The organism is Streptococcus sanguinis (genome assembly GCF_900635155.1).
Taxonomy (GTDB): Bacteria; Bacillota; Bacilli; order Lactobacillales; family Streptococcaceae; genus Streptococcus; species Streptococcus sanguinis_G.
The window spans coordinates 415584-435162 of sequence record NZ_LR134002.1; the positions used below are offsets into that span (position 1 = coordinate 415584).

Here is a 19579-nt window from a genome sequence, read left to right on the forward strand (position 1 = left end):
CATTGCGAGTTAATATTCAAAGAAGTTTGCTAGTTCTAGTCCAACATTTATAAAACATACAAAACAACCGCGAATCATTTGATTCGCGGTTGTTCTTTATAGTTTCTCGTTGACATAGCGGACGAAGTCATTCCACCAGACCTTGAAGAAGATACTTTTTTCCACCTCTTGGCCTGCCACCATTGTGACAGAGGGTGCTTTGTTTTCCAGATAGCCTTGACCGATTGGCTCAGGGTCGGTATAGGTCAAAGTACCGAGTTCGGTATTTTTTTTCAGAGGAGCTTGGAAGCCTTGTTCCTTGGTTGAAAATTCCACCTTGTGCTCAGCCTGATTGGCAATGCGCTCAATGATGGTGAAATCCTTGCTGGCGACGGCTGGAACGGTCTTTTGCTTGCCGTCAATAACTGTTGAATGGCTTTTATTGTAGGCCTCCCCCTCAGCCACAATAGTCGTCTGGGTGAAGTTTTGCGAAACATAGTTCATCAAAGACGCTGTGGCTACAAAGCGCGCATAGGGGTCACCGTCAGTTTGCTCAACGTCCAGCACAACAGTAATCATGCGGATACCATTTTCAGTAGTCGTTGCAACAAAGGAAGATCCTCCCTTATCTGAACTGCCAGCTTTGAGTCCGTCTACACCTGAGCGGAAGTTGGACTGGTTTTCCAGCATGAAGTTATAGTTTTCCAGACTCGTCCCTGCAAATTTGGCTGTGGACTTGGACGTGACGTCTGTCACTTGAGGGAAGTCCATAATCAGATGTCGGCTGATAACAGCCAAGTCGTAGGCGCTGAATTTGTTTTCAGTGTCCTTGCTTTTTTTAGCTGTGCTAGCTGAGGTAGTATAGTCTGTTTCTTCAGTTGCGTATTCCAGAAGAAGAGCATTTAGCCCTGTGGAGTTCACAATAGTAGCATCTTTGATTCCCCATTCTTTGAGCTTGGCCTTCATCATTTGGACGAAATTTTCTTCGCTGCCCCCAACCTTCTCAGCCAAAGCAATCGTGGCACTGTTGGCGCTGGACATCAAGGAGGCAGCAATCAAGTCCTTGACTTTGTAACGTCTGGCTTCCAAAGGGACATTACTGATATTTGGATTAGCTGTCAGATTGTAGGCGTAGTCTGAAATATCAACATAGGTATCGGCAGTCAGATCTCCTCTGTCAATGGCTTCATAGACCAGATAGACGGTCAAAAGATTGGTAATAGAGCCAACTTCAATCGGAGTAGTTGCGTCTTTTTCGTAGAGAATCTTTCCAGAAGTAGCATCCACAGCCATTGCACTTTTAGCGGCAATGTTGTAATCATCTGCTGAAACCTTGCTGGCGGTCATTACGACCAGAACTAGTAAACATAGGAATAATCGTTTCATTTCTTTCCCCTAAAACAAGATATAACCATTGTATCATAAAAAGCTCTTTTCTTTCACAAATGAAGGATAATAAAAATATTACAGAATAGATGTAAAAAGGCGCCGATATTGACTTTTAACGCATTTTTATAAAGTTTAGAATAGAAAAATATGACAATAATTAAAAAATATTTGAAAAAACATAGTTTATAGGGCTGAAAAATAGAAAATTATTACTTTTTTACATAAAGTGTTTGCTTTTTCAAAAAAATATTGTATAATAATACAATATACTGAATTGAGAAGGAGAATGCTCATGAAAAAATCTAAATGGTTGGCCATTACTGGACTGACAGTCGTGTCAACACTGATTTTAGCCGCTTGTGGAAGCTCTAGCGCCAGCAATACTTACTCTTATGTTTATATTGCTGACCCTGATACCTTGGACTATGTAAACTCCAATCGGGCAACGACTTCTGATGTGGCTTCAAATCTGGTTGATGGACTTTTGGAAAATGACAAGTATGGCAATCTGGTTCCATCTATTGCGGAAGACTGGACTGTTTCAAAGGATGGACTGACCTATACCTATAAGCTTCGTAAAGATGCTAAATGGTACACTTCAGATGGAGAGGAATATGAAAGTGTCAAAGCCCAGGACTTTGTCACTGGTTTGAAGCATGCGGCAGATGAAAAATCAGAAGCTCTTCCAATCGTCCAAAGCTCTATCAAAGGCTTGGATGCCTATGTCAAGGGTGAGTCAAATGACTTTTCAACGGTTGGCGTCAAGGCTGTCGATGACTATACGGTCGAGTACACTCTTAACCAGCCAGAAAGTTATTGGAATTCCAAGACGACCATGGGGATTCTCTTTCCGATTAATAAAGAATTCTTGGAATCAAAAGGAAAAGATTTTGGTACTGTAAAACCTTCTTCCATTCTTTATAATGGCCCTTATATTCTGAAGGCTTTTACTTCTAAGTCTGTCATTGAATACGCTAAAAACCAGAACTACTGGGATAAGGACAATGTCAAGGTTGAAAATATAAAACTGACTTACTATGATGGTTCAGATCAGGAATCCTTGATCCGCAACTTCTCAGACGGAGCCTATTCTCAAGCACGGCTTTACCCAACAAGCTCTAACTACGCTTCTGTTGAAAAGCAGTACAAAGACAATATTATCTACACACCACAGAACTCAACCAGCTATTTCTTTAGCTTCAATCTGAATCGTAAGGCTTATAATCATTCGTCTAAGACCACAGATGCTCAGAAGACAGCGACTACAGCGGCTATTCAAAACAAGGATTTCCGTCAGGCGATTAACTTTGCCTTTGACCGTACATCTTTTGGAGCTCAGATGAATGGCAAAGATGGAGCGACTAAACTCATCCGTAGCTTGCTTGTTCCTCCTAGCTTCGTGCAGGTTGATGGCAAAGACTTTTCAGATGTTGTAGAGAGCAAACTTCCTACATACGGCGATGAGTGGAGCGGTGTCAAACTGACAGATGCCCAAGACAGCATCTACAATGCTGACAAGGCTAAGGCAGAGTTTGCTAAGGCTAAAGAAACCTTACAAGTAGAAGGTGTTGAATTCCCTATCCATATTGATGTTCCTGTGGATCAGACTGATAAAGTCTTAGTACAGCGAACCAACTCTTTCAAACAGTCTGTTGAAGCAGCGCTTGGTCAAGAAAATGTCGTTATTGATGTTCAGCAAATGTCCACAGATGATTATGATAACTCTGCCTACTTTGCAGAAACAGCAGCTCAGAAAGACTACGACCTCAATATGTCTGGCTGGTCAGCGGATTATCAAGATCCATCAACTTATCTGAATATTTTCAACCCAGAAACTGGTGATATTCTGGATAATATAGGCTTAGAAAAAGGGAAAAATCAAGATATCGTCAACAAAGTCGGCTTGAACGAATACAAAGAGTTATTGGATGATGCAGATAAGGAAAAACAAGATACTGACGCTCGTTATACCAAATACGCAGCAGCTCAGGCTTGGCTGACAGATAGCTCCATTGTTATTCCTAGTGTTTCTGCGGGTGGTTCACCAGTTGTTCAGAAGGTCGTGCCATTTACCAAGTCTTACTCTTATGTCGGAATCAAAGGAGATGTCTATGTCTTTAAGAACATGGAACTCCAAAATGATATTGTGACAGCTAAAGACTATGAAGCGGCTCTTAAGAAATGGGAAAAAGAAAAGGAAGCATCCAACAAAAAAGCCCAAGAAGAGCTAGAAAAACACATCAAATAAGGTTCTGAACCGCGAACTTTTGACTCTTTGCAAACCGTTTGGAATCAAAAGTTTGTTAATACGATAAAGCGAGGCTGAGACATTTTGTCCCAGTCTCTTTTTTTATATGACTCTCTATTGCATTGAAGCGTTTACATCCTGTCGCAGAAGTGCTATAATGAAAGTAATCTTAATGAAAACTGGAGGAAGTTTATGAAAACATCTAAGTTAGCTGCAGCTGCTGGGCTTGTCATTCTCTCTGCAGGAATTTTGGCTGCCTGTTCGTTTGGCGGCTCTAATTCATCTGGGAAAAACTATAGCTATGTTTATACCGCAGATCCAGATACGTTGGATTACACTGTGTCCAATAAGCGGGCAACCAATGAGATAATGGCTAATGTAGTAGATGGTTTGCTGGAAAGCGATAAGTATGGTAACTTAGTGCCTTCTCTAGCGGAAGATTGGACTGTTTCAAAAGATGGTCTGACTTATACTTATAAGCTTCGTGAGGGAGTGAAATGGTATACTTCTGATGGTGAAGAGTATGCAGATGTGACTGCTAAGGACTTTGTGACCAGTCTGAAGCATGCCGCAGACAGCAAGTCTGATGGTCTCTATATCGTTCAAAAATCCATTAAAGGCTTGGACGATTATGTCAATGGTAAAATAACTGATTTCTCTCAAGTGGGTGTCAAGGCGGTGGATGATTCTACTGTTCAATACACTTTGAATCAGCCAGAAAGTTTCTGGAATTCTAAGACAACCATGGGGATTCTTTTCCCAATTAATGAAGAATTTCTGAAATCAAAAGGTGACAAGTTTGCTCAGGGAACGGATCCAACCAGTGTCCTCTATAACGGTCCGTTTATCTTGAAATCTATCACTTCGAAATCTCAAATTAGCTTAGAGAAGAATCCAAACTATTGGGATAAGGAAAAGGTAAAAATTGACACTGTCAAATTCTCTTACTATGATGGTCAAGATACAGAATCTCTGGTGCGTGGCTTTTCTGATGGCAACTACACCATTGCTCGTCTTTTCCCAAATAGTTCCAACTTTGCCAGTGTGAAGAAACAGTATGGCGATAATATCGTCTACACTCCTCAAGGTTCAGGAACCTTCGTTGTCACAACTAATATCGACCGTCAGTCTTACGAGCATACTTCTAAGACAACGGATGCACAGAAATCTTCCACTAAGAAAGCACTGCTCAATAAAGATTTCCGGCAGGCTCTGCTTTTTGCCTTTGACCGTACTGCTTATTCTGCACAAACCAATGGCGAAGAAGCAGCAGACAAGCAGCTTCGTAATACCTTTGTTCCGCCAACCTTTGTACAAGCTAATGGTAAAGAGTTCGGCAGCATTGTAGAAGAAAATCTAGCTAGCTACGGTGATGAGTGGAAGGGAGTCAAATTAGACGACGCTCAGGATGGCCTTTATAATCCGGAGAAAGCCAAGGCAGAATTTGCCAAAGCTAAGGAAGCGCTGCAGGCAGAAGGGGTAGAATTCCCTATTCATCTGGATATTCCGGTCAGCTCAGCAGATACCAATGGCGTTAAGAGTGTTCAGTCACTGAAGCAGTCTATTGAATCCAATCTTGGTTCTGACAATGTGGTGATTGATATTCAGCAGATGACAGATGATGAGTTGAATAACATCACCTACTTTGCGAACTCTGCCTCTCAAGAAGACTGGGACTTGAATAATAATCTCGGCTGGAGCCCAGATTATAACGATCCATCTTCTTATCTGGAAATCACTGGCTCTAAGACTGGTGAGAATGTTGACAGCTACTTTGGTTTTGACCCTGGAACAGATAATGCAGCAGCTAAAGAGGCCGGCTTTGAAGAGTATGACAAGCTCTTGGAGGACGCTGCTTCAGAAAACGAGGATATTAACAAACGTTACGAAAAGTATGCTGCAGCTCAGGCTTGGCTGACAGACAGTGCCCTGTTGATGCCGGCATGGTCATCTGGTGCAACACCAAGTGTCCGTAAGGTTGTTCCGTTCTCAGGACCATTTGCTTGGACTGGAAACAAGGGTGAATACAGCTTTAAATATGTTGAAATCCAAGATAAACCAATAACGACTAAAGAATATGAAAAAGCGCGTGAAAAATGGGCAAAGGAAAAGGAAGAATCCAACAAAAAAGCTCAAGAAGAACTCGCAGAACATATCAAATAAAGCAAGGAAATCCCATTGTAGCAGACAGTGGGATTTTTGATGATTTTAGAGTCGAAATGGGCGAGACTAAGCTTGTCTAATCCTAGATAATAAACATCTGAGGAAAGCAATTGCATAAACATCTTAGGGTGCTAGTGAGCTAACTTAATATTCTGAAAATTTATTTTACTTTTAGTACTATCTATGCTATAATCTTAATTAAATCTAAAAATCTAAAAGATGGAGAAACCCATATGAAACAAAGCAAAGTCCTTGCACTTGCAGGAGTGACACTTCTTGCCGCTGGAATTCTTGCAGCTTGCTCAGGCTCTAAGCCAAAGACAAACTCAGGCAGCTCTACGACCTTTAATTATATCTACGAAACAGACCCTGAAAACTTGAACTATCTTACTTCAAGTAAGGCAGCTACTACAGACTTGACAGCCAATGTCATTGATGGTCTTTTAGAAAACGACCAATATGGGAACTTAGTTCCATCAATGGCAGAGGAATGGACTGTATCACCAGATGGAAAAACTTATACTTACAAACTTCGCAAAGATGCTAAGTGGTATACTTCCGAAGGTGAAGAGTACGCAGATGTGACAGCAGAAGACTTTGTTACAGGTCTTAAGTATGCTGCAGACAATAAATCTGAAACAATCTACTTGGTTCAGGATTCTGTCAAAGGGCTTAAGGACTATATTTCTGGGAAGATTGATTTCTCAGAAGTAGGGATCAAAGCAGTTGATGATCATACCGTTGAATATACTCTTAATGAGCCAGAAAGCTTCTGGAATTCTAAGACAACAATGGGAATTCTATACCCAGTAAACAAAGACTTTTTGAAAAACCAAGGTGATAAGTTCGCTCAAGCAACTGATCCAACAAGCTTGCTTTATAACGGACCTTTCTTGCTCAAATCATTGACTTCAAAATCTGAAATTCAATTTGAGAAGAATCCTAATTATTGGGACAAAGAAAATGTTCACGTAGATGCAGTTAAACTCTCTTTCTATGACGGGCAAGACCAAGGGAAGCCAGCTGAGCAGTTCAGTCAAGGTGCTCTGACAACAGCTAGACTCTTCCCAACTAGTGCGACTTATGAAAAGGTTGAAAAAGACTTTAAAGATAATATCGTCTATACACCTCAAGATGCCTCAACTTTCTTAGTAGGTACAAACATTGATCGTCAGTCATACAACCATACTGCTAAGACGTCAGAAACTCAAAAGACTTCAACTAAGAAAGCCTTGCTTAACAAGGACTTCCGTCAGGCTTTGACCTTTGCCTTCAATCGTGAGTCTTATGCATCTCAGATTAATGGTAAGGACGGAGCAGACAAACTTCTTCGTAACCTTTACATTCCGCCTACATTTGTACAAGCTGGTGACAAGTCCTTCGGTGACTTAGTTAAGGAAAAAGTCGTAACCTATGGTGACGAATGGAAAGATGTGGACTTCTCAGATGGCCAAGATGGATTCTATAACGAGAACAAAGCTAAGGCTGAATTTGAAAAAGCAAAAGAAGCTTTGAAAGCCGATGGCGTAGAATTCCCAATCCATCTGGACATTCCGGTTGATCAAACAGCTACTTCTAAAGTACAGCGCGTTCAATCCCTCAAGCAGTCTATTGAAAAGACTTTGGGAACAGATAATGTTGTGATTGATGTTCACCAATTGTCTAAAGATGAAGTGACCAACATTACCTTGTTCGCACCTTCTGCTGCTGAAGAGGACTGGGATATTTCAGACAATGTCGGCTGGTCTCCTGACTATCAAGACCCATCTACCTATCTGGATGTTATCAAACCTGGTGGTGAGAATACTAAGACCTTCTTAGGATTTGACGGCACCGATAATGCTGCAGCAAAACAAGTTGGTTTGGATGAATATACCAAATTAGTTGAAGAAGCTGGAGCAGAGAAGATGGATCTCAACAAGCGCTACGAAAAATACGCGGCTGCTCAGGCTTGGCTGACTGATAGTGCTTTGTTGATTCCGGTAACTTCTAGAACTGGCCGTCCAACCTTGACTAAGGTAGTACCATTCTCAGCACCGTTTGCTTGGTCTGGTGCTAAGGCGCGTGAAGCAGCAAGTTATAAGTACATGAAATTGCAGGATGAGACTGTAACGACAAAAGATTATAATAGCGCTCAGGAAAAATGGAATAAAGAACGTGTGGAATCTAATAAAAAAGCTCAAGAAGAATTAGCAGACCACGTGAAATAAGCTTGCTAAGAGAACTTTCTCTACTAGAGGAGAAAGTTCTTTTGGAATTTAAAGGAAACGATAAATGAAAAAATATATTTTTATGCGTATCTTACGCTCGATTGTGTCGATTTTCTTGGTGACGACCCTGACTTATGCCATTATCTATACCATGGTGCCAAGAAGGTTGATTTTCAAGCAGGATCCTAACTATAATAAAATAGCGACCAATAAAGATAAAAAAGCTAACTATGAAAACACCATCTTTGAGCGGATGGGTTACATTGACTATTATGATACTAAGGAACTGCAGGAGAAAGCCAGCAAGGAAGATTCCTCTGTTACAACAGAAGCTACAGAAGCAAACAAGAAGATTTATCAGAAGTATATTGATAAACTTGGCAACGGCTGGAAGTTGCAAGAATTCCCACTGAGCGGAGAATTCTATGCTGTACGTGAAGTGCCGGTATATGAACGTGTCTTTGAGTTCTATGCTAATTTGATTCAAATTGACCATCCAAATGTTATTCAAGATGAGGAAAATCCAAACCTAGAGCGTTATATCCGGTTTGAAAATGATCCTTCTGTTGGTTGGTCTCTTGTGGGTTCTGGTACCAAGCATAAGTATCTGCTGTACTTTAATGGTCAGTTCCCGTTTGTCCACCAGAACTTTATTACCTTTAATTTAGGTAATTCTTATCCGACCTATGCTAATATCCCTGTTCTGCAGGTTATTACGCAAGGACAAGGACAAACTAAGTCTTCTGAAGTTCAATTCCCAACAGGCAAAAAGACATCGTCTGTTAACATTTACTCTCGTACCTATAAGACGCCAAGCAAAGCCGATTCACAGGACATTGCTAAGTTTGGTAAGGGAGATGCCTATACAGCGACTCAAAGCAACTATCAAAATCCGTCCATGATTACCAGCTCAGCCATTATTGGTTTGATTGGTGTGGCTCTGTCTTATCTGATTGCTATTCCGCTCGGATCCTACATGGCTCGACTCAAGAATACATGGTTTGATAGCATTTCCACAGCAGGTTTGACCTTTATGATGTCACTGCCAACCATCGCCTTGGTCTACATTGTCCGTTTGGCAGGGTCTGCTCTTGGTCTTCCAGATTCTTTCCCAATCTTGGGAGCGGGAGATTGGCGTTCTTATGTCCTACCAGCTGTTATTCTAGGGCTTTTGAGTGCTCCTTGGACAGCTGTTTGGATTCGCCGGTATATGATTGACCTTCAGTCTCAGGACTTTGTCCGCTTTGCGCGTGCTAAGGGTCTCTCAGAAAAAGAAATTTCTAACAAGCACATCTTTAAAAACGCTATGGTGCCGCTGGTATCTAGTATTCCAGCTTCAATCGTCGGAGTTATTGCGGGTGCAACCTTGACAGAAACAGTCTTTGCTTTCCCTGGTATGGGTAAGATGTTGATTGATTCCGTTAAGGCATCCAATAACTCTATGGTTGTTGGTCTTGTATTCATCTTCACATGTCTGTCTATCTTTGCCCTCTTGCTGGGTGATATTCTGATGACTGTACTGGACCCACGTATCAAGTTAACATCAAAAGGAGGTAAATAATGGCTACAATTGATAAAAGCAAATTCCAATTTGTCAAACGTGACGATTTTGCCTCTGAAACGATTGATGCTCCAGCCTACTCTTACTGGAAATCAGTCATGCGTCAATTTCTGAAAAAGAAATCAACCATTACCATGCTGGGAATTCTGATTGCCATTATTCTTATGAGCTTCATTTATCCTATGTTTTCAGACTTCGACTTTAATGACGTGAGTAAGGTAAACGACTTTAGCATGCGTTACATCAAGCCGAGTGGTCAGTACTGGTTCGGAACGGATAGTAATGGTAAGTCTCTCTTTGATGGTGTTTGGTTTGGTGCTCGTAACTCTATTCTTATTTCGATTATTGCGACAGTTATTAACCTGGCTATCGGAGTTATCATCGGCGGTATCTGGGGAATTTCCAAAACAGTTGACCGCGTCATGATGGAAGTCTACAATATCATTTCAAATATCCCGGCCCTCTTGATTGTCATCGTCTTGACTTACTCTATCGGTGCTGGTTTCTGGAATCTGATTTTTGCCATGACGATTACTGGTTGGGTCGGTATTGCCTACACTATCCGTGTGCAGATTATGCGTTATCGGGATTTGGAATACAACCTTGCCTCTCGTACTCTTGGTACACCGACTCTCAAGATTGTTACGAAGAACATTATGCCACAGTTGGTATCTGTTATCGTGACCACCACTTCACAGATGCTGCCAAGCTTTATCTCTTACGAAGCCTTTCTGTCCTTCTTTGGATTAGGTCTTCCTGTAACAGTGCCAAGTTTAGGACGCTTGATCTCAGATTATTCTCAAAACGTGACGACCAATGCATACCTCTTTTGGATTCCACTTACAACCTTGATTTTGGTATCCCTCACTTTCTTCGTAGTTGGGCAAAACTTAGCCGACGCCAGCGATCCACGTACACATAGATAGGAGTAAATATGACAAAGAATGAAAATGTAATATTGACTGCTCGCGATATTGTCGTGGAATTCGATGTTCGCGATCGTGTCTTAACCGCCATTCGCGGTGTCTCATTGGACTTGATTGAAGGCGAAGTCCTGGCTATTGTTGGTGAATCAGGTTCAGGAAAGTCTGTCTTAACCAAGACTTTTACTGGTATGTTAGAAGAAAATGGTCGTGTAGCTCAAGGAACCATTGACTACCGTGGCAAAGATTTGACAACTCTTCGGAGTAACAAGGATTGGGAGCCGATTCGCGGTGCAAAAATTGCGACCATATTCCAAGATCCGATGACGAGCTTGGATCCGATTAATACTATTGGAAGCCAGATTACAGAAGTCATTATCAAGCACCAAGGAAAATCAGCCAAAGAAGCTAAAAAAATGGCCATTGATTATATGAGCAAGGTCGGGATTCCAGATGCGGAAAAACGTTTCGAAGAGTATCCTTTCCAATACTCAGGTGGTATGCGGCAGCGGATTGTTATTGCTATTGCCTTGGCTTGCCGTCCTGATATTCTTATCTGTGATGAGCCGACAACGGCCCTCGATGTAACGATTCAAGCGCAGATTATTGACTTGCTCAAATCCTTGCAGCAAGAATATCATTTCACAACCATCTTTATTACGCACGACCTTGGAGTTGTAGCTAGTATTGCAGATAAGGTTGCAGTCATGTATGCTGGTGAGATTATCGAATACGGGACAGTTGAAGAAATCTTCTACGAGCCAAAACATCCTTATACATGGAGTTTGCTGTCCAGCTTACCCCAGCTAGCAGATGCAAATGGTGCCCTCTACTCGATTCCTGGTACTCCACCGTCTCTTTATTCGCCAATCAAAGGAGATGCATTTGCTTTGCGTTCTGACTATGCTATGTCAATTGACTTTGAAGAAGCAGCGCCGGCTTTCAATGTGTCAGATACTCATTGGGCTAAGACTTGGTTGCTCCATGAAGATGCGCCTAAGGTTCATAAACCAGAGATTATCGAAAACCTGCATGAAAAAATTCGTTCAAAAATGGGCTTCAATCAATTAGAAGCTTAGGAGGAAGGAAATGACTGAAAAATTAGTTGAAATTAAAGATTTAGAAATTTCCTTCGGTGAAGGAAGTAAGAAATTTGTAGCAGTAAAAAATGCAAATTTCTTCATCAACAAGGGGGAAACTTTCTCTCTTGTAGGAGAATCAGGTTCTGGTAAGACTACTATTGGTCGAGCTATTATCGGACTTAATGATACCAGTGCAGGCGAAATCTTCTATGAAGGTAAAAAGATTAATGGTAAAAAGTCAAAAGCAGAAGAAGCGGACTTGATTCGCAAGATTCAGATGATTTTCCAAGATCCAGCTGCCAGTCTGAATGAGCGTGCAACTGTTGACTACATCCTTTCTGAAGGTCTCTACAATTACCACTTATTTGATAACGAAGAAGATCGTCAAAGAAAAGTCAAAGATATCATCAATGAAGTTGGCTTGTTGGCTGAGCATTTAACTCGCTATCCTCATGAATTCTCTGGTGGACAGCGTCAGCGGATTGGGATTGCTCGCGCTTTGGTCATGCAACCAGATTTCGTAATTGCAGATGAGCCCATCTCCGCCTTGGATGTGTCTGTCCGAGCTCAGGTTCTGAATCTTTTGAAAAAATTCCAAAAAGAATTAGGCTTGACATATCTCTTTATTGCCCATGACCTTTCGGTAGTTCGTTTTATTTCTGATCGTATCGCCGTAATTTACAAAGGAGTCATTGTAGAAGTGGCTGAGACAGAGGAGTTGTTCAACCATCCTGTCCATCCCTACACACAGTCCCTGCTCTCAGCTGTTCCAATTCCAGATCCAATCTTAGAGCGTAAAAAAGTCTTGAAGGTCTACGATCCTGAACAGCACGATTATTCTGTTGATAAACCAGAAATGGCAGAGATTCGTCCAGGACACTACGTCTGGGCTAATAAAGCTGAACTCGAAAAGTATAAACAAGAACAAGAATAGAAAAAATGTCCGAAAGGGCATTTTTTTGCGCATTTAAAAAAGATATAGAATGTAAATTAATCGATCGGCCACAAAGGTATGTAATATCAACCACTAACTTAAAAACCATAATTTTTCAAAAAATGTAAAAAAATTAGAAAAAGGTATTGACAGGAGGTGTGGTTGGGTGATATACTAATATAGTTGTCGCGAAAGACAAAGCCCTTTGAAAACTGAACAAGACGAACCAAGTGCAGGGTGACATAGAGATATGTAACCTGTCAAAAAAACGAAAATAAATCTGTCAGTGGACAGTAATGAGTGCGAACTCAAACTTTTAATGAGAGTTTGATCCTGGCTCAGGACGAACGCTGGCGGCGTGCCTAATACATGCAAGTAGAACGCTGAAGAGAGGAGCTTGCTCTTCTTGGATGAGTTGCGAACGGGTGAGTAACGCGTAGGTAACCTGCCTGGTAGCGGGGGATAACTATTGGAAACGATAGCTAATACCGCATGAAATTGAATATCGCATGATAATTGATTGAAAGGTGCAATTGCATCACTACCAGATGGACCTGCGTTGTATTAGCTAGTTGGTGAGGTAACGGCTCACCAAGGCGACGATACATAGCCGACCTGAGAGGGTGATCGGCCACACTGGGACTGAGACACGGCCCAGACTCCTACGGGAGGCAGCAGTAGGGAATCTTCGGCAATGGGGGGAACCCTGACCGAGCAACGCCGCGTGAGTGAAGAAGGTTTTCGGATCGTAAAGCTCTGTTGTAAGAGAAGAACGGGTGTGAGAGTGGAAAGTTCACACTGTGACGGTATCTTACCAGAAAGGGACGGCTAACTACGTGCCAGCAGCCGCGGTAATACGTAGGTCCCGAGCGTTGTCCGGATTTATTGGGCGTAAAGCGAGCGCAGGCGGTTAGATAAGTCTGAAGTTAAAGGCTGTGGCTTAACCATAGTATGCTTTGGAAACTGTTTAACTTGAGTGCAGAAGGGGAGAGTGGAATTCCATGTGTAGCGGTGAAATGCGTAGATATATGGAGGAACACCGGTGGCGAAAGCGGCTCTCTGGTCTGTAACTGACGCTGAGGCTCGAAAGCGTGGGGAGCAAACAGGATTAGATACCCTGGTAGTCCACGCCGTAAACGATGAGTGCTAGGTGTTAGGCCCTTTCCGGGGCTTAGTGCCGCAGCTAACGCATTAAGCACTCCGCCTGGGGAGTACGACCGCAAGGTTGAAACTCAAAGGAATTGACGGGGGCCCGCACAAGCGGTGGAGCATGTGGTTTAATTCGAAGCAACGCGAAGAACCTTACCAGGTCTTGACATCCCTCTGACCACTCTAGAGATAGAGTTTTCCTTCGGGACAGAGGTGACAGGTGGTGCATGGTTGTCGTCAGCTCGTGTCGTGAGATGTTGGGTTAAGTCCCGCAACGAGCGCAACCCCTATTGTTAGTTGCCATCATTCAGTTGGGCACTCTAGCGAGACTGCCGGTAATAAACCGGAGGAAGGTGGGGATGACGTCAAATCATCATGCCCCTTATGACCTGGGCTACACACGTGCTACAATGGCTGGTACAACGAGTCGCAAGCCGGTGACGGCAAGCTAATCTCTGAAAGCCAGTCTCAGTTCGGATTGTAGGCTGCAACTCGCCTACATGAAGTCGGAATCGCTAGTAATCGCGGATCAGCACGCCGCGGTGAATACGTTCCCGGGCCTTGTACACACCGCCCGTCACACCACGAGAGTTTGTAACACCCGAAGTCGGTGAGGTAACCGTAAGGAGCCAGCCGCCTAAGGTGGGATAGATGATTGGGGTGAAGTCGTAACAAGGTAGCCGTATCGGAAGGTGCGGCTGGATCACCTCCTTTCTAAGGAGTCCGTAAGGACATACGGAATGCACTTGGGTCTTGTTTAGTTTTGAGAGGGCTATGTGGGGCCTTAGCTCAGCTGGGAGAGCGCCTGCTTTGCACGCAGGAGGTCAGCGGTTCGATCCCGCTAGGCTCCATTAGGATATGGAAGACGTTCCGCTTGCGGGAACTTCTGTAGAAAAATAGAGAACTGACACTGTGTTCGATGAACACAAGGAAGTTAGTCTTTTTTCCTAAGAAGTTAGTCTGGAATTCAACTTTGGTTGATAGCTATCCTACTTGTCCATTGAAAATTGAATACTGATATCAAATAGTAACAAGAAAATAAACCGAAAACGCTGTGAATATTAATGAGTTTAAGACTGAAAGGTCAAAAATAAGGTTAAGTTAGTAAGGGCGCACGGTGGATGCCTTGGCACTAGGAGCCGAAGAAGGACGTGACAAACGACGAAATGCCTCGGGGAGCTGTAAGTAAGCACTTGATCCGGGGATGTCCGAATGGGGGAACCCAACAGGTTGATGCCTGTTACCCATTTCTGTTAAGGAAATGAGGAGGAAGACGCAGTGAACTGAAACATCTAAGTAGCTGCAGGAAGAGAAAGCAAAAGCGATTGCCTTAGTAGCGGCGAGCGAAGAGGCAGGAGGGCAAACCGAAGAGTTTACTCTTCGGGGTTGTAGGACTGCAATGTGGACTCAGAATTTATAGAAGAATGACTTGGGAAAGTCAGCCAAAGAGAGTAAGAGCCTCGTATTTTAAATAGATTCTGTACCTAGCAGTATCCTGAGTACGGCGGGACACGTGAAATCCCGTCGGAATCTGGGAGGACCATCTCCCAACCCTAAATACTCCCTAGTGACCGATAGTGAACCAGTACCGTGAGGGAAAGGTGAAAAGCACCCCGGGAGGGGAGTGAAATAGAACCTGAAACCGTGTGCCTACAACAAGTTCGAGCCCGTTCATGGGTGAGAGCGTGCCTTTTGTAGAATGAACCGGCGAGTTACGTTATGATGCGAGGTTAAGTTGAAGAGACGGAGCCGTAGGGAAACCGAGTCTGAATAGGGCGTCTTAGTATCATGATGTAGACCCGAAACCATGTGACCTACCCATGAGCAGGTTGAAGGTGCGGTAAAACGCACTGGAGGACCGAACCAGGGCACGTTGAAAAGTGCTTGGATGACTTGTGGGTAGCGGAGAAATTCCAAACGAACTTGGAGATAGCTGGTTCTCTCCGAAATAGCTTTAGGGCTAGCGTCGACATGAAGATTCTTGGAGGTAGAGCACTGTTTGGGTGAGGGGTCCATCCCGGATTACCAATCTCAGATAAACTCCGAATGCCAATGAATTATGGTCGGCAGTCAGACTGCGAGTGCTAAGATCCGTAGTCGAAAGGGAAACAGCCCAGACCACCAGCTAAGGTCCCAAAATAATTGTTAAGTGGAAAAGGATGTGGGGTTGCACAGACAACTAGGATGTTAGCTTAGAAGCAGCTATTCATTCAAAGAGTGCGTAATAGCTCACTAGTCGAGTGACCCTGCGCCGAAAATGTACCGGGGCTAAAACAATTTACCGAAGCTGTGGATACCTTTTATAGGTATGGTAGGAGAGCGTTCTATGTGTGGCGAAGGTGTACCGTGAGGAGCGCTGGAACGCATAGAAGTGAGAATGCCGGTATGAGTAGCGCAAGACAGGTGAGAATCCTGTCCACCGTAAGACTAAGGTTTCCAGGGGAAGGCTCGTCCGCCCTGGGTTAGTCGGGACCTAAGGAGAGACCGAAAGGTGTATCCGATGGCCAACAGGTTGAGATTCCTGTACTAGAGTATGAAGTGATGGAGGGACGCAGTAGGCTAACTCGTGCGTACGAATGGATGTACGTCTAAGCAGTGAGGCGTGGTATGAGTCAAATGCTTATACCTATAACGTTGAGCTGTGATGGGGAGCGAAGTTTAGTAGCGAGTGAGTGATGTCACACTGCCAAGAAAAGCTTCTAGCGTTGTATCATACTCTACCCGTACCGCAAACCGACACAGGTAGTCGAGGCGAGTAGCCTCAGGTGAGCGAGAGAACTCTCGTTAAGGAACTCGGCAAAATGACCCCGTAACTTCGGGAGAAGGGGTGCTGACTTAAGTCAGCCGCAGTGAATAGGCCCAAGCAACTGTTTATCAAAAACACAGCTCTCTGCTAAATCGTAAGATGATGTATAGGGGGTGACGCCTGCCCGGTGCTGGAAGGTTAAGAGGAGTGCTTAGCGGTAACGCGAAGGTATGAATTGAAGCCCCAGTAAACGGCGGCCGTAACTATAACGGTCCTAAGGTAGCGAAATTCCTTGTCGGGTAAGTTCCGACCCGCACGAAAGGCGTAATGATTTGGGCACTGTCTCAACGAGAGACTCGGTGAAATTTTAGTACCTGTGAAGATGCAGGTTACCCGCGACAGGACGGAAAGACCCCATGGAGCTTTACTGCAGTTTGATATTGAGTGTCTGTGCCACATGTACAGGATAGGTAGGAGCCTATGAAATCGGGACGCCAGTTTCGATGGAGGCGTTGTTGGGATACTACCCTTGTGTTATGGCCACTCTAACCCGGTAGGTTTATCATCTACGGAGACAGTGTCTGACGGGCAGTTTGACTGGGGCGGTCGCCTCCTAAAAGGTAACGGAGGCGCCCAAAGGTTCCCTCAGACTGGTTGGAAATCAGTCGTAGAGTGTAAAGGTATAAGGGAGCTTGACTGCGAGAGCTACAACTCGAGCAGGGACGAAAGTCGGGCTTAGTGATCCGGTGGTTCCGTATGGAAGGGCCATCGCTCAACGGATAAAAGCTACCCTGGGGATAACAGGCTTATCTCCCCCAAGAGTTCACATCGACGGGGAGGTTTGGCACCTCGATGTCGGCTCGTCGCATCCTGGGGCTGTAGTCGGTCCCAAGGGTTGGGCTGTTCGCCCATTAAAGCGGCACGCGAGCTGGGTTCAGAACGTCGTGAGACAGTTCGGTCCCTATCCGTCGCGGGCGTAGGAAATTTGAGAGGATCTGCTCCTAGTACGAGAGGACCAGAGTGGACTTACCGCTGGTGTACCAGTTGTTCTGCCAAGAGCATCGCTGGGTAGCTATGTAGGGAAGGGATAAACGCTGAAAGCATCTAAGTGTGAAACCCACCTCAAGATGAGATTTCCCATAACGCAAGTTAGTAAGAGCCCTGAGAGAAGATCAGGTTGATAGGTTGGGAGTGGAAGTTGTGTGAGCAATGGAGCGGACCAATACTAATCGCTCGAGGACTTATCCTAGAATAAGAACTTCATCAGAGTGCAGCGAATGGTTTAGAGAATTGTGAGATTTGATATTGTATTCAATTTTGAGTTGACAAGGCTTGTCTGAGAGGACAGGACAGTTAATTCAATAGTTAAGTGACGATAGCCTAGGAGATACACCTGTACCCATGCCGAACACAGCAGTTAAGCCCTAGAACGCCGGAAGTAGTTGGGGGTTGCCCCCTGTGAGATATGGAAGTCGCTTAGCGTTTATCCGCCATAGCTCAGTTGGTAGTAGCGCATGACTGTTAATCATGATGTCGTAGGTTCGAGTCCTACTGGCGGAGTTTCAAAGAGGTTTTACCTCTTTTTTGTACTTCTTAGTATTATTTACAATGGGAGATAATTCTATGATTGTGTGTGGTAGTGTTAAATGCTAATGTTTTTCAGATAGTCTGTGAATTAAATAACAGTATTTAGCAGTTAAATCAAAAAGGCAGAAGTTAGTGCGTAACTAACTTCTGCCTTTTTCGATTATCGAGTGATTGTATGATAAAAATGCTTCTGAGGTTTGCATTTATGATTCTGTATTGACTTCAAAGAAGGCTCTGTATAAAGCGCGGATGGCCGCTTTTTCTTGATTTTTTTCCACAACAAACATGATAGATACTTCGCTTGAACCTTGGGACATCATTTGAATGTTGATGTTGTTTTCTGAAAGAGTTTTGGTTGCAGTGGCTGTAACCCCGATATGGCTTTTCATTTTTTCACCAACAATCATGATAATGGAAAGGTCGTGTTCAATTTCTGCATGATCAACCTCTGCTTTTTGGACAAGCTGGCGAAGGATTTCTTCCTCTTTGATAGGAGTTAATTCGCGTTCCCGCAAGATAATGGAGAGGTCATCAATTCCTGTAGGCATATGCTCCCAACCAATGTTCAGATCTTCAAGAATTTGAAGGACGCGTTTACCAAAGCCGATTTCTCTGTTCATCAGGTATTTGGACATATTAATGCTGACAAAGCCTGCATCTCCAGCAATTCCAACGACTGGTAGATGGTCCTTGCTGTGTTTATGAACAATTTGAGTACCTGGATGTTCTGGATTGTTGGTATTTTTAATAACCAGAGGAATTTTACCGCGGTATGCTGGAAGCAGAGCTTCATCATGGAGAACAGTAAAGCCTGCGTAGGCTAATTCACGCATTTCACGATAGGTTAGCTCGGGAATGGAATGCGGTTTGTGGACAATGCCAGGATGGGCTGCAAAAATTCCATCAACATCAGTAAAGTTTTCATAAATATCTGCTTTAACACCCGCAGCAATGATAGAACCTGTAATATCAGAACCACCACGGGAGAAAGTACAGATTTGGCCATCTTGAGTAACACCAAAGAAACCTGGAATAACTAGAACTTCGTCAGAATTGTTGAGTTCTTCAATTTTATCATAGCTGGAAGGGAGAATTCGAGCATTACCTGGCTCATTGGAAACAAGGAGTCCCGCTTCTCTTGGATGAACATAGCGAGCAGGAACTCCATTTTGACTGAAATATGCTGCAATCAGTTTGGCGTTGTTATTTTCCCCTGCAGCGAGAAAAGTATCGTAAAGAAATGCATTCTCTTCAATTGGCAGGGTTGCAAGTGTTGTAATGCTTTTGGAAATTTTTTCCAAAACTTTTGGTTTCAAGCCTAGTTCTGCCACCATATCTGCATAGCGATTGATAATCCACTGTTGGTTTGGCGTGACATCATTTCCTGCTATATACTCTCGGTAATATTTAATCAGGGCATCGGTTACTTTGATATCGTCGTCGTGGCGTTTTCCTGGCGCTGATACTACAACAAATCGACGTTCAGGATCAGATTTGACAATTTTCAAAACTTTTTCTAATTGAGTCGCAGAAGCCAGTGAACTTCCGCCAAATTTTACAACTTTCATAGGCTCTCCTATCTTATTTTAAAAATTATAACAAAATTCT

9 protein-coding genes, 2 tRNA genes and 3 rRNA genes are annotated in these 19579 nt (G+C 43.5%); 12 read left to right on the forward strand and 2 right to left on the reverse strand.

Features of this window, described 5'->3' with window-relative positions; genetic code table 11:
• Positions 1-96: 96 nt before the first annotated feature.
• Positions 97-1365 (reverse strand): D-alanyl-D-alanine carboxypeptidase PBP3, encoded by a 1269-nt coding sequence (gene pbp3 / locus ELZ47_RS02095; protein WP_126435151.1) that lies wholly within the window; start codon positions 1363-1365, stop codon positions 97-99.
• A 295-nt stretch (positions 1366-1660) separates the two neighbouring features.
• Between pbp3 and ELZ47_RS02100 the strand changes: the two genes are divergently transcribed.
• The 12 genes from ELZ47_RS02100 (at position 1661) to ELZ47_RS02160 (ending at position 17944) form a co-directional block, all read left to right on the forward strand.
• Positions 1661-3616, forward strand: a complete 1956-nt coding sequence (locus tag ELZ47_RS02100; RefSeq protein WP_164549538.1) for a peptide ABC transporter substrate-binding protein — start codon at positions 1661-1663, stop codon at positions 3614-3616.
• 192 nt (positions 3617-3808) lie between these two features.
• A complete protein-coding gene (locus ELZ47_RS02105) occupies positions 3809-5779 on the forward strand; it encodes a peptide ABC transporter substrate-binding protein (RefSeq protein WP_126435155.1) in 1971 nt (656 codons plus the stop codon).
• 233 nt (positions 5780-6012) lie between these two features.
• Positions 6013-7989 carry a peptide ABC transporter substrate-binding protein gene (locus tag ELZ47_RS02115; RefSeq protein WP_125332710.1) on the forward strand — a complete coding sequence of 659 codons (1977 nt, stop codon included), beginning with the start codon at positions 6013-6015 and terminating at the stop codon, positions 7987-7989.
• A gap of 64 nt (positions 7990-8053) precedes the next feature.
• Positions 8054-9550 (forward strand): ABC transporter permease, encoded by a 1497-nt coding sequence (locus ELZ47_RS02120; protein WP_125332708.1) that lies wholly within the window; start codon positions 8054-8056, stop codon positions 9548-9550.
• On the forward strand, positions 9550-10476 hold the full coding sequence (gene oppC / locus ELZ47_RS02125; RefSeq protein WP_072074535.1) for an oligopeptide ABC transporter permease OppC: 927 nt from the start codon (positions 9550-9552) through the stop codon (positions 10474-10476). Before ELZ47_RS02120 ends, oppC begins: the two co-directional genes overlap by 1 nt.
• An 8-nt stretch (positions 10477-10484) precedes the next feature.
• On the forward strand, positions 10485-11552 hold the full coding sequence (locus ELZ47_RS02130; protein WP_125445638.1) for an ABC transporter ATP-binding protein: 1068 nt from the start codon (positions 10485-10487) through the stop codon (positions 11550-11552).
• Positions 11553-11562: 10 nt separating this feature from the next.
• The gene (locus tag ELZ47_RS02135; protein WP_125332704.1) at positions 11563-12489 is read left to right on the forward strand and encodes an ATP-binding cassette domain-containing protein; all 927 of its coding nucleotides are present in this window, start codon (positions 11563-11565) and stop codon (positions 12487-12489) included.
• A gap of 315 nt (positions 12490-12804) precedes the next feature.
• Positions 12805-14352: ribosomal RNA gene (locus ELZ47_RS02140) — 16S ribosomal RNA — on the forward strand.
• Positions 14353-14416: 64 nt separating this feature from the next.
• Positions 14417-14489, forward strand: a tRNA-Ala gene (locus ELZ47_RS02145).
• 243 nt (positions 14490-14732) lie between these two features.
• Positions 14733-17633: ribosomal RNA gene (locus ELZ47_RS02150) — 23S ribosomal RNA — on the forward strand.
• A gap of 116 nt (positions 17634-17749) precedes the next feature.
• A 5S ribosomal RNA gene (rrf, locus tag ELZ47_RS02155) occupies positions 17750-17865 on the forward strand.
• The 16S, 23S and 5S rRNA genes sit together here with 2 tRNA genes alongside, the layout of an rRNA operon.
• A 5-nt stretch (positions 17866-17870) precedes the next feature.
• A tRNA-Asn gene (locus ELZ47_RS02160) sits at positions 17871-17944 on the forward strand.
• A 230-nt stretch (positions 17945-18174) separates the two neighbouring features.
• Here the strand turns inward: ELZ47_RS02160 and ELZ47_RS02165 are convergent.
• On the reverse strand, positions 18175-19539 hold the full coding sequence (locus tag ELZ47_RS02165; RefSeq protein WP_125445564.1) for an aspartate kinase: 1365 nt from the start codon (positions 19537-19539) through the stop codon (positions 18175-18177).
• Between the last annotated feature and the right edge of the window lie 40 nt (positions 19540-19579).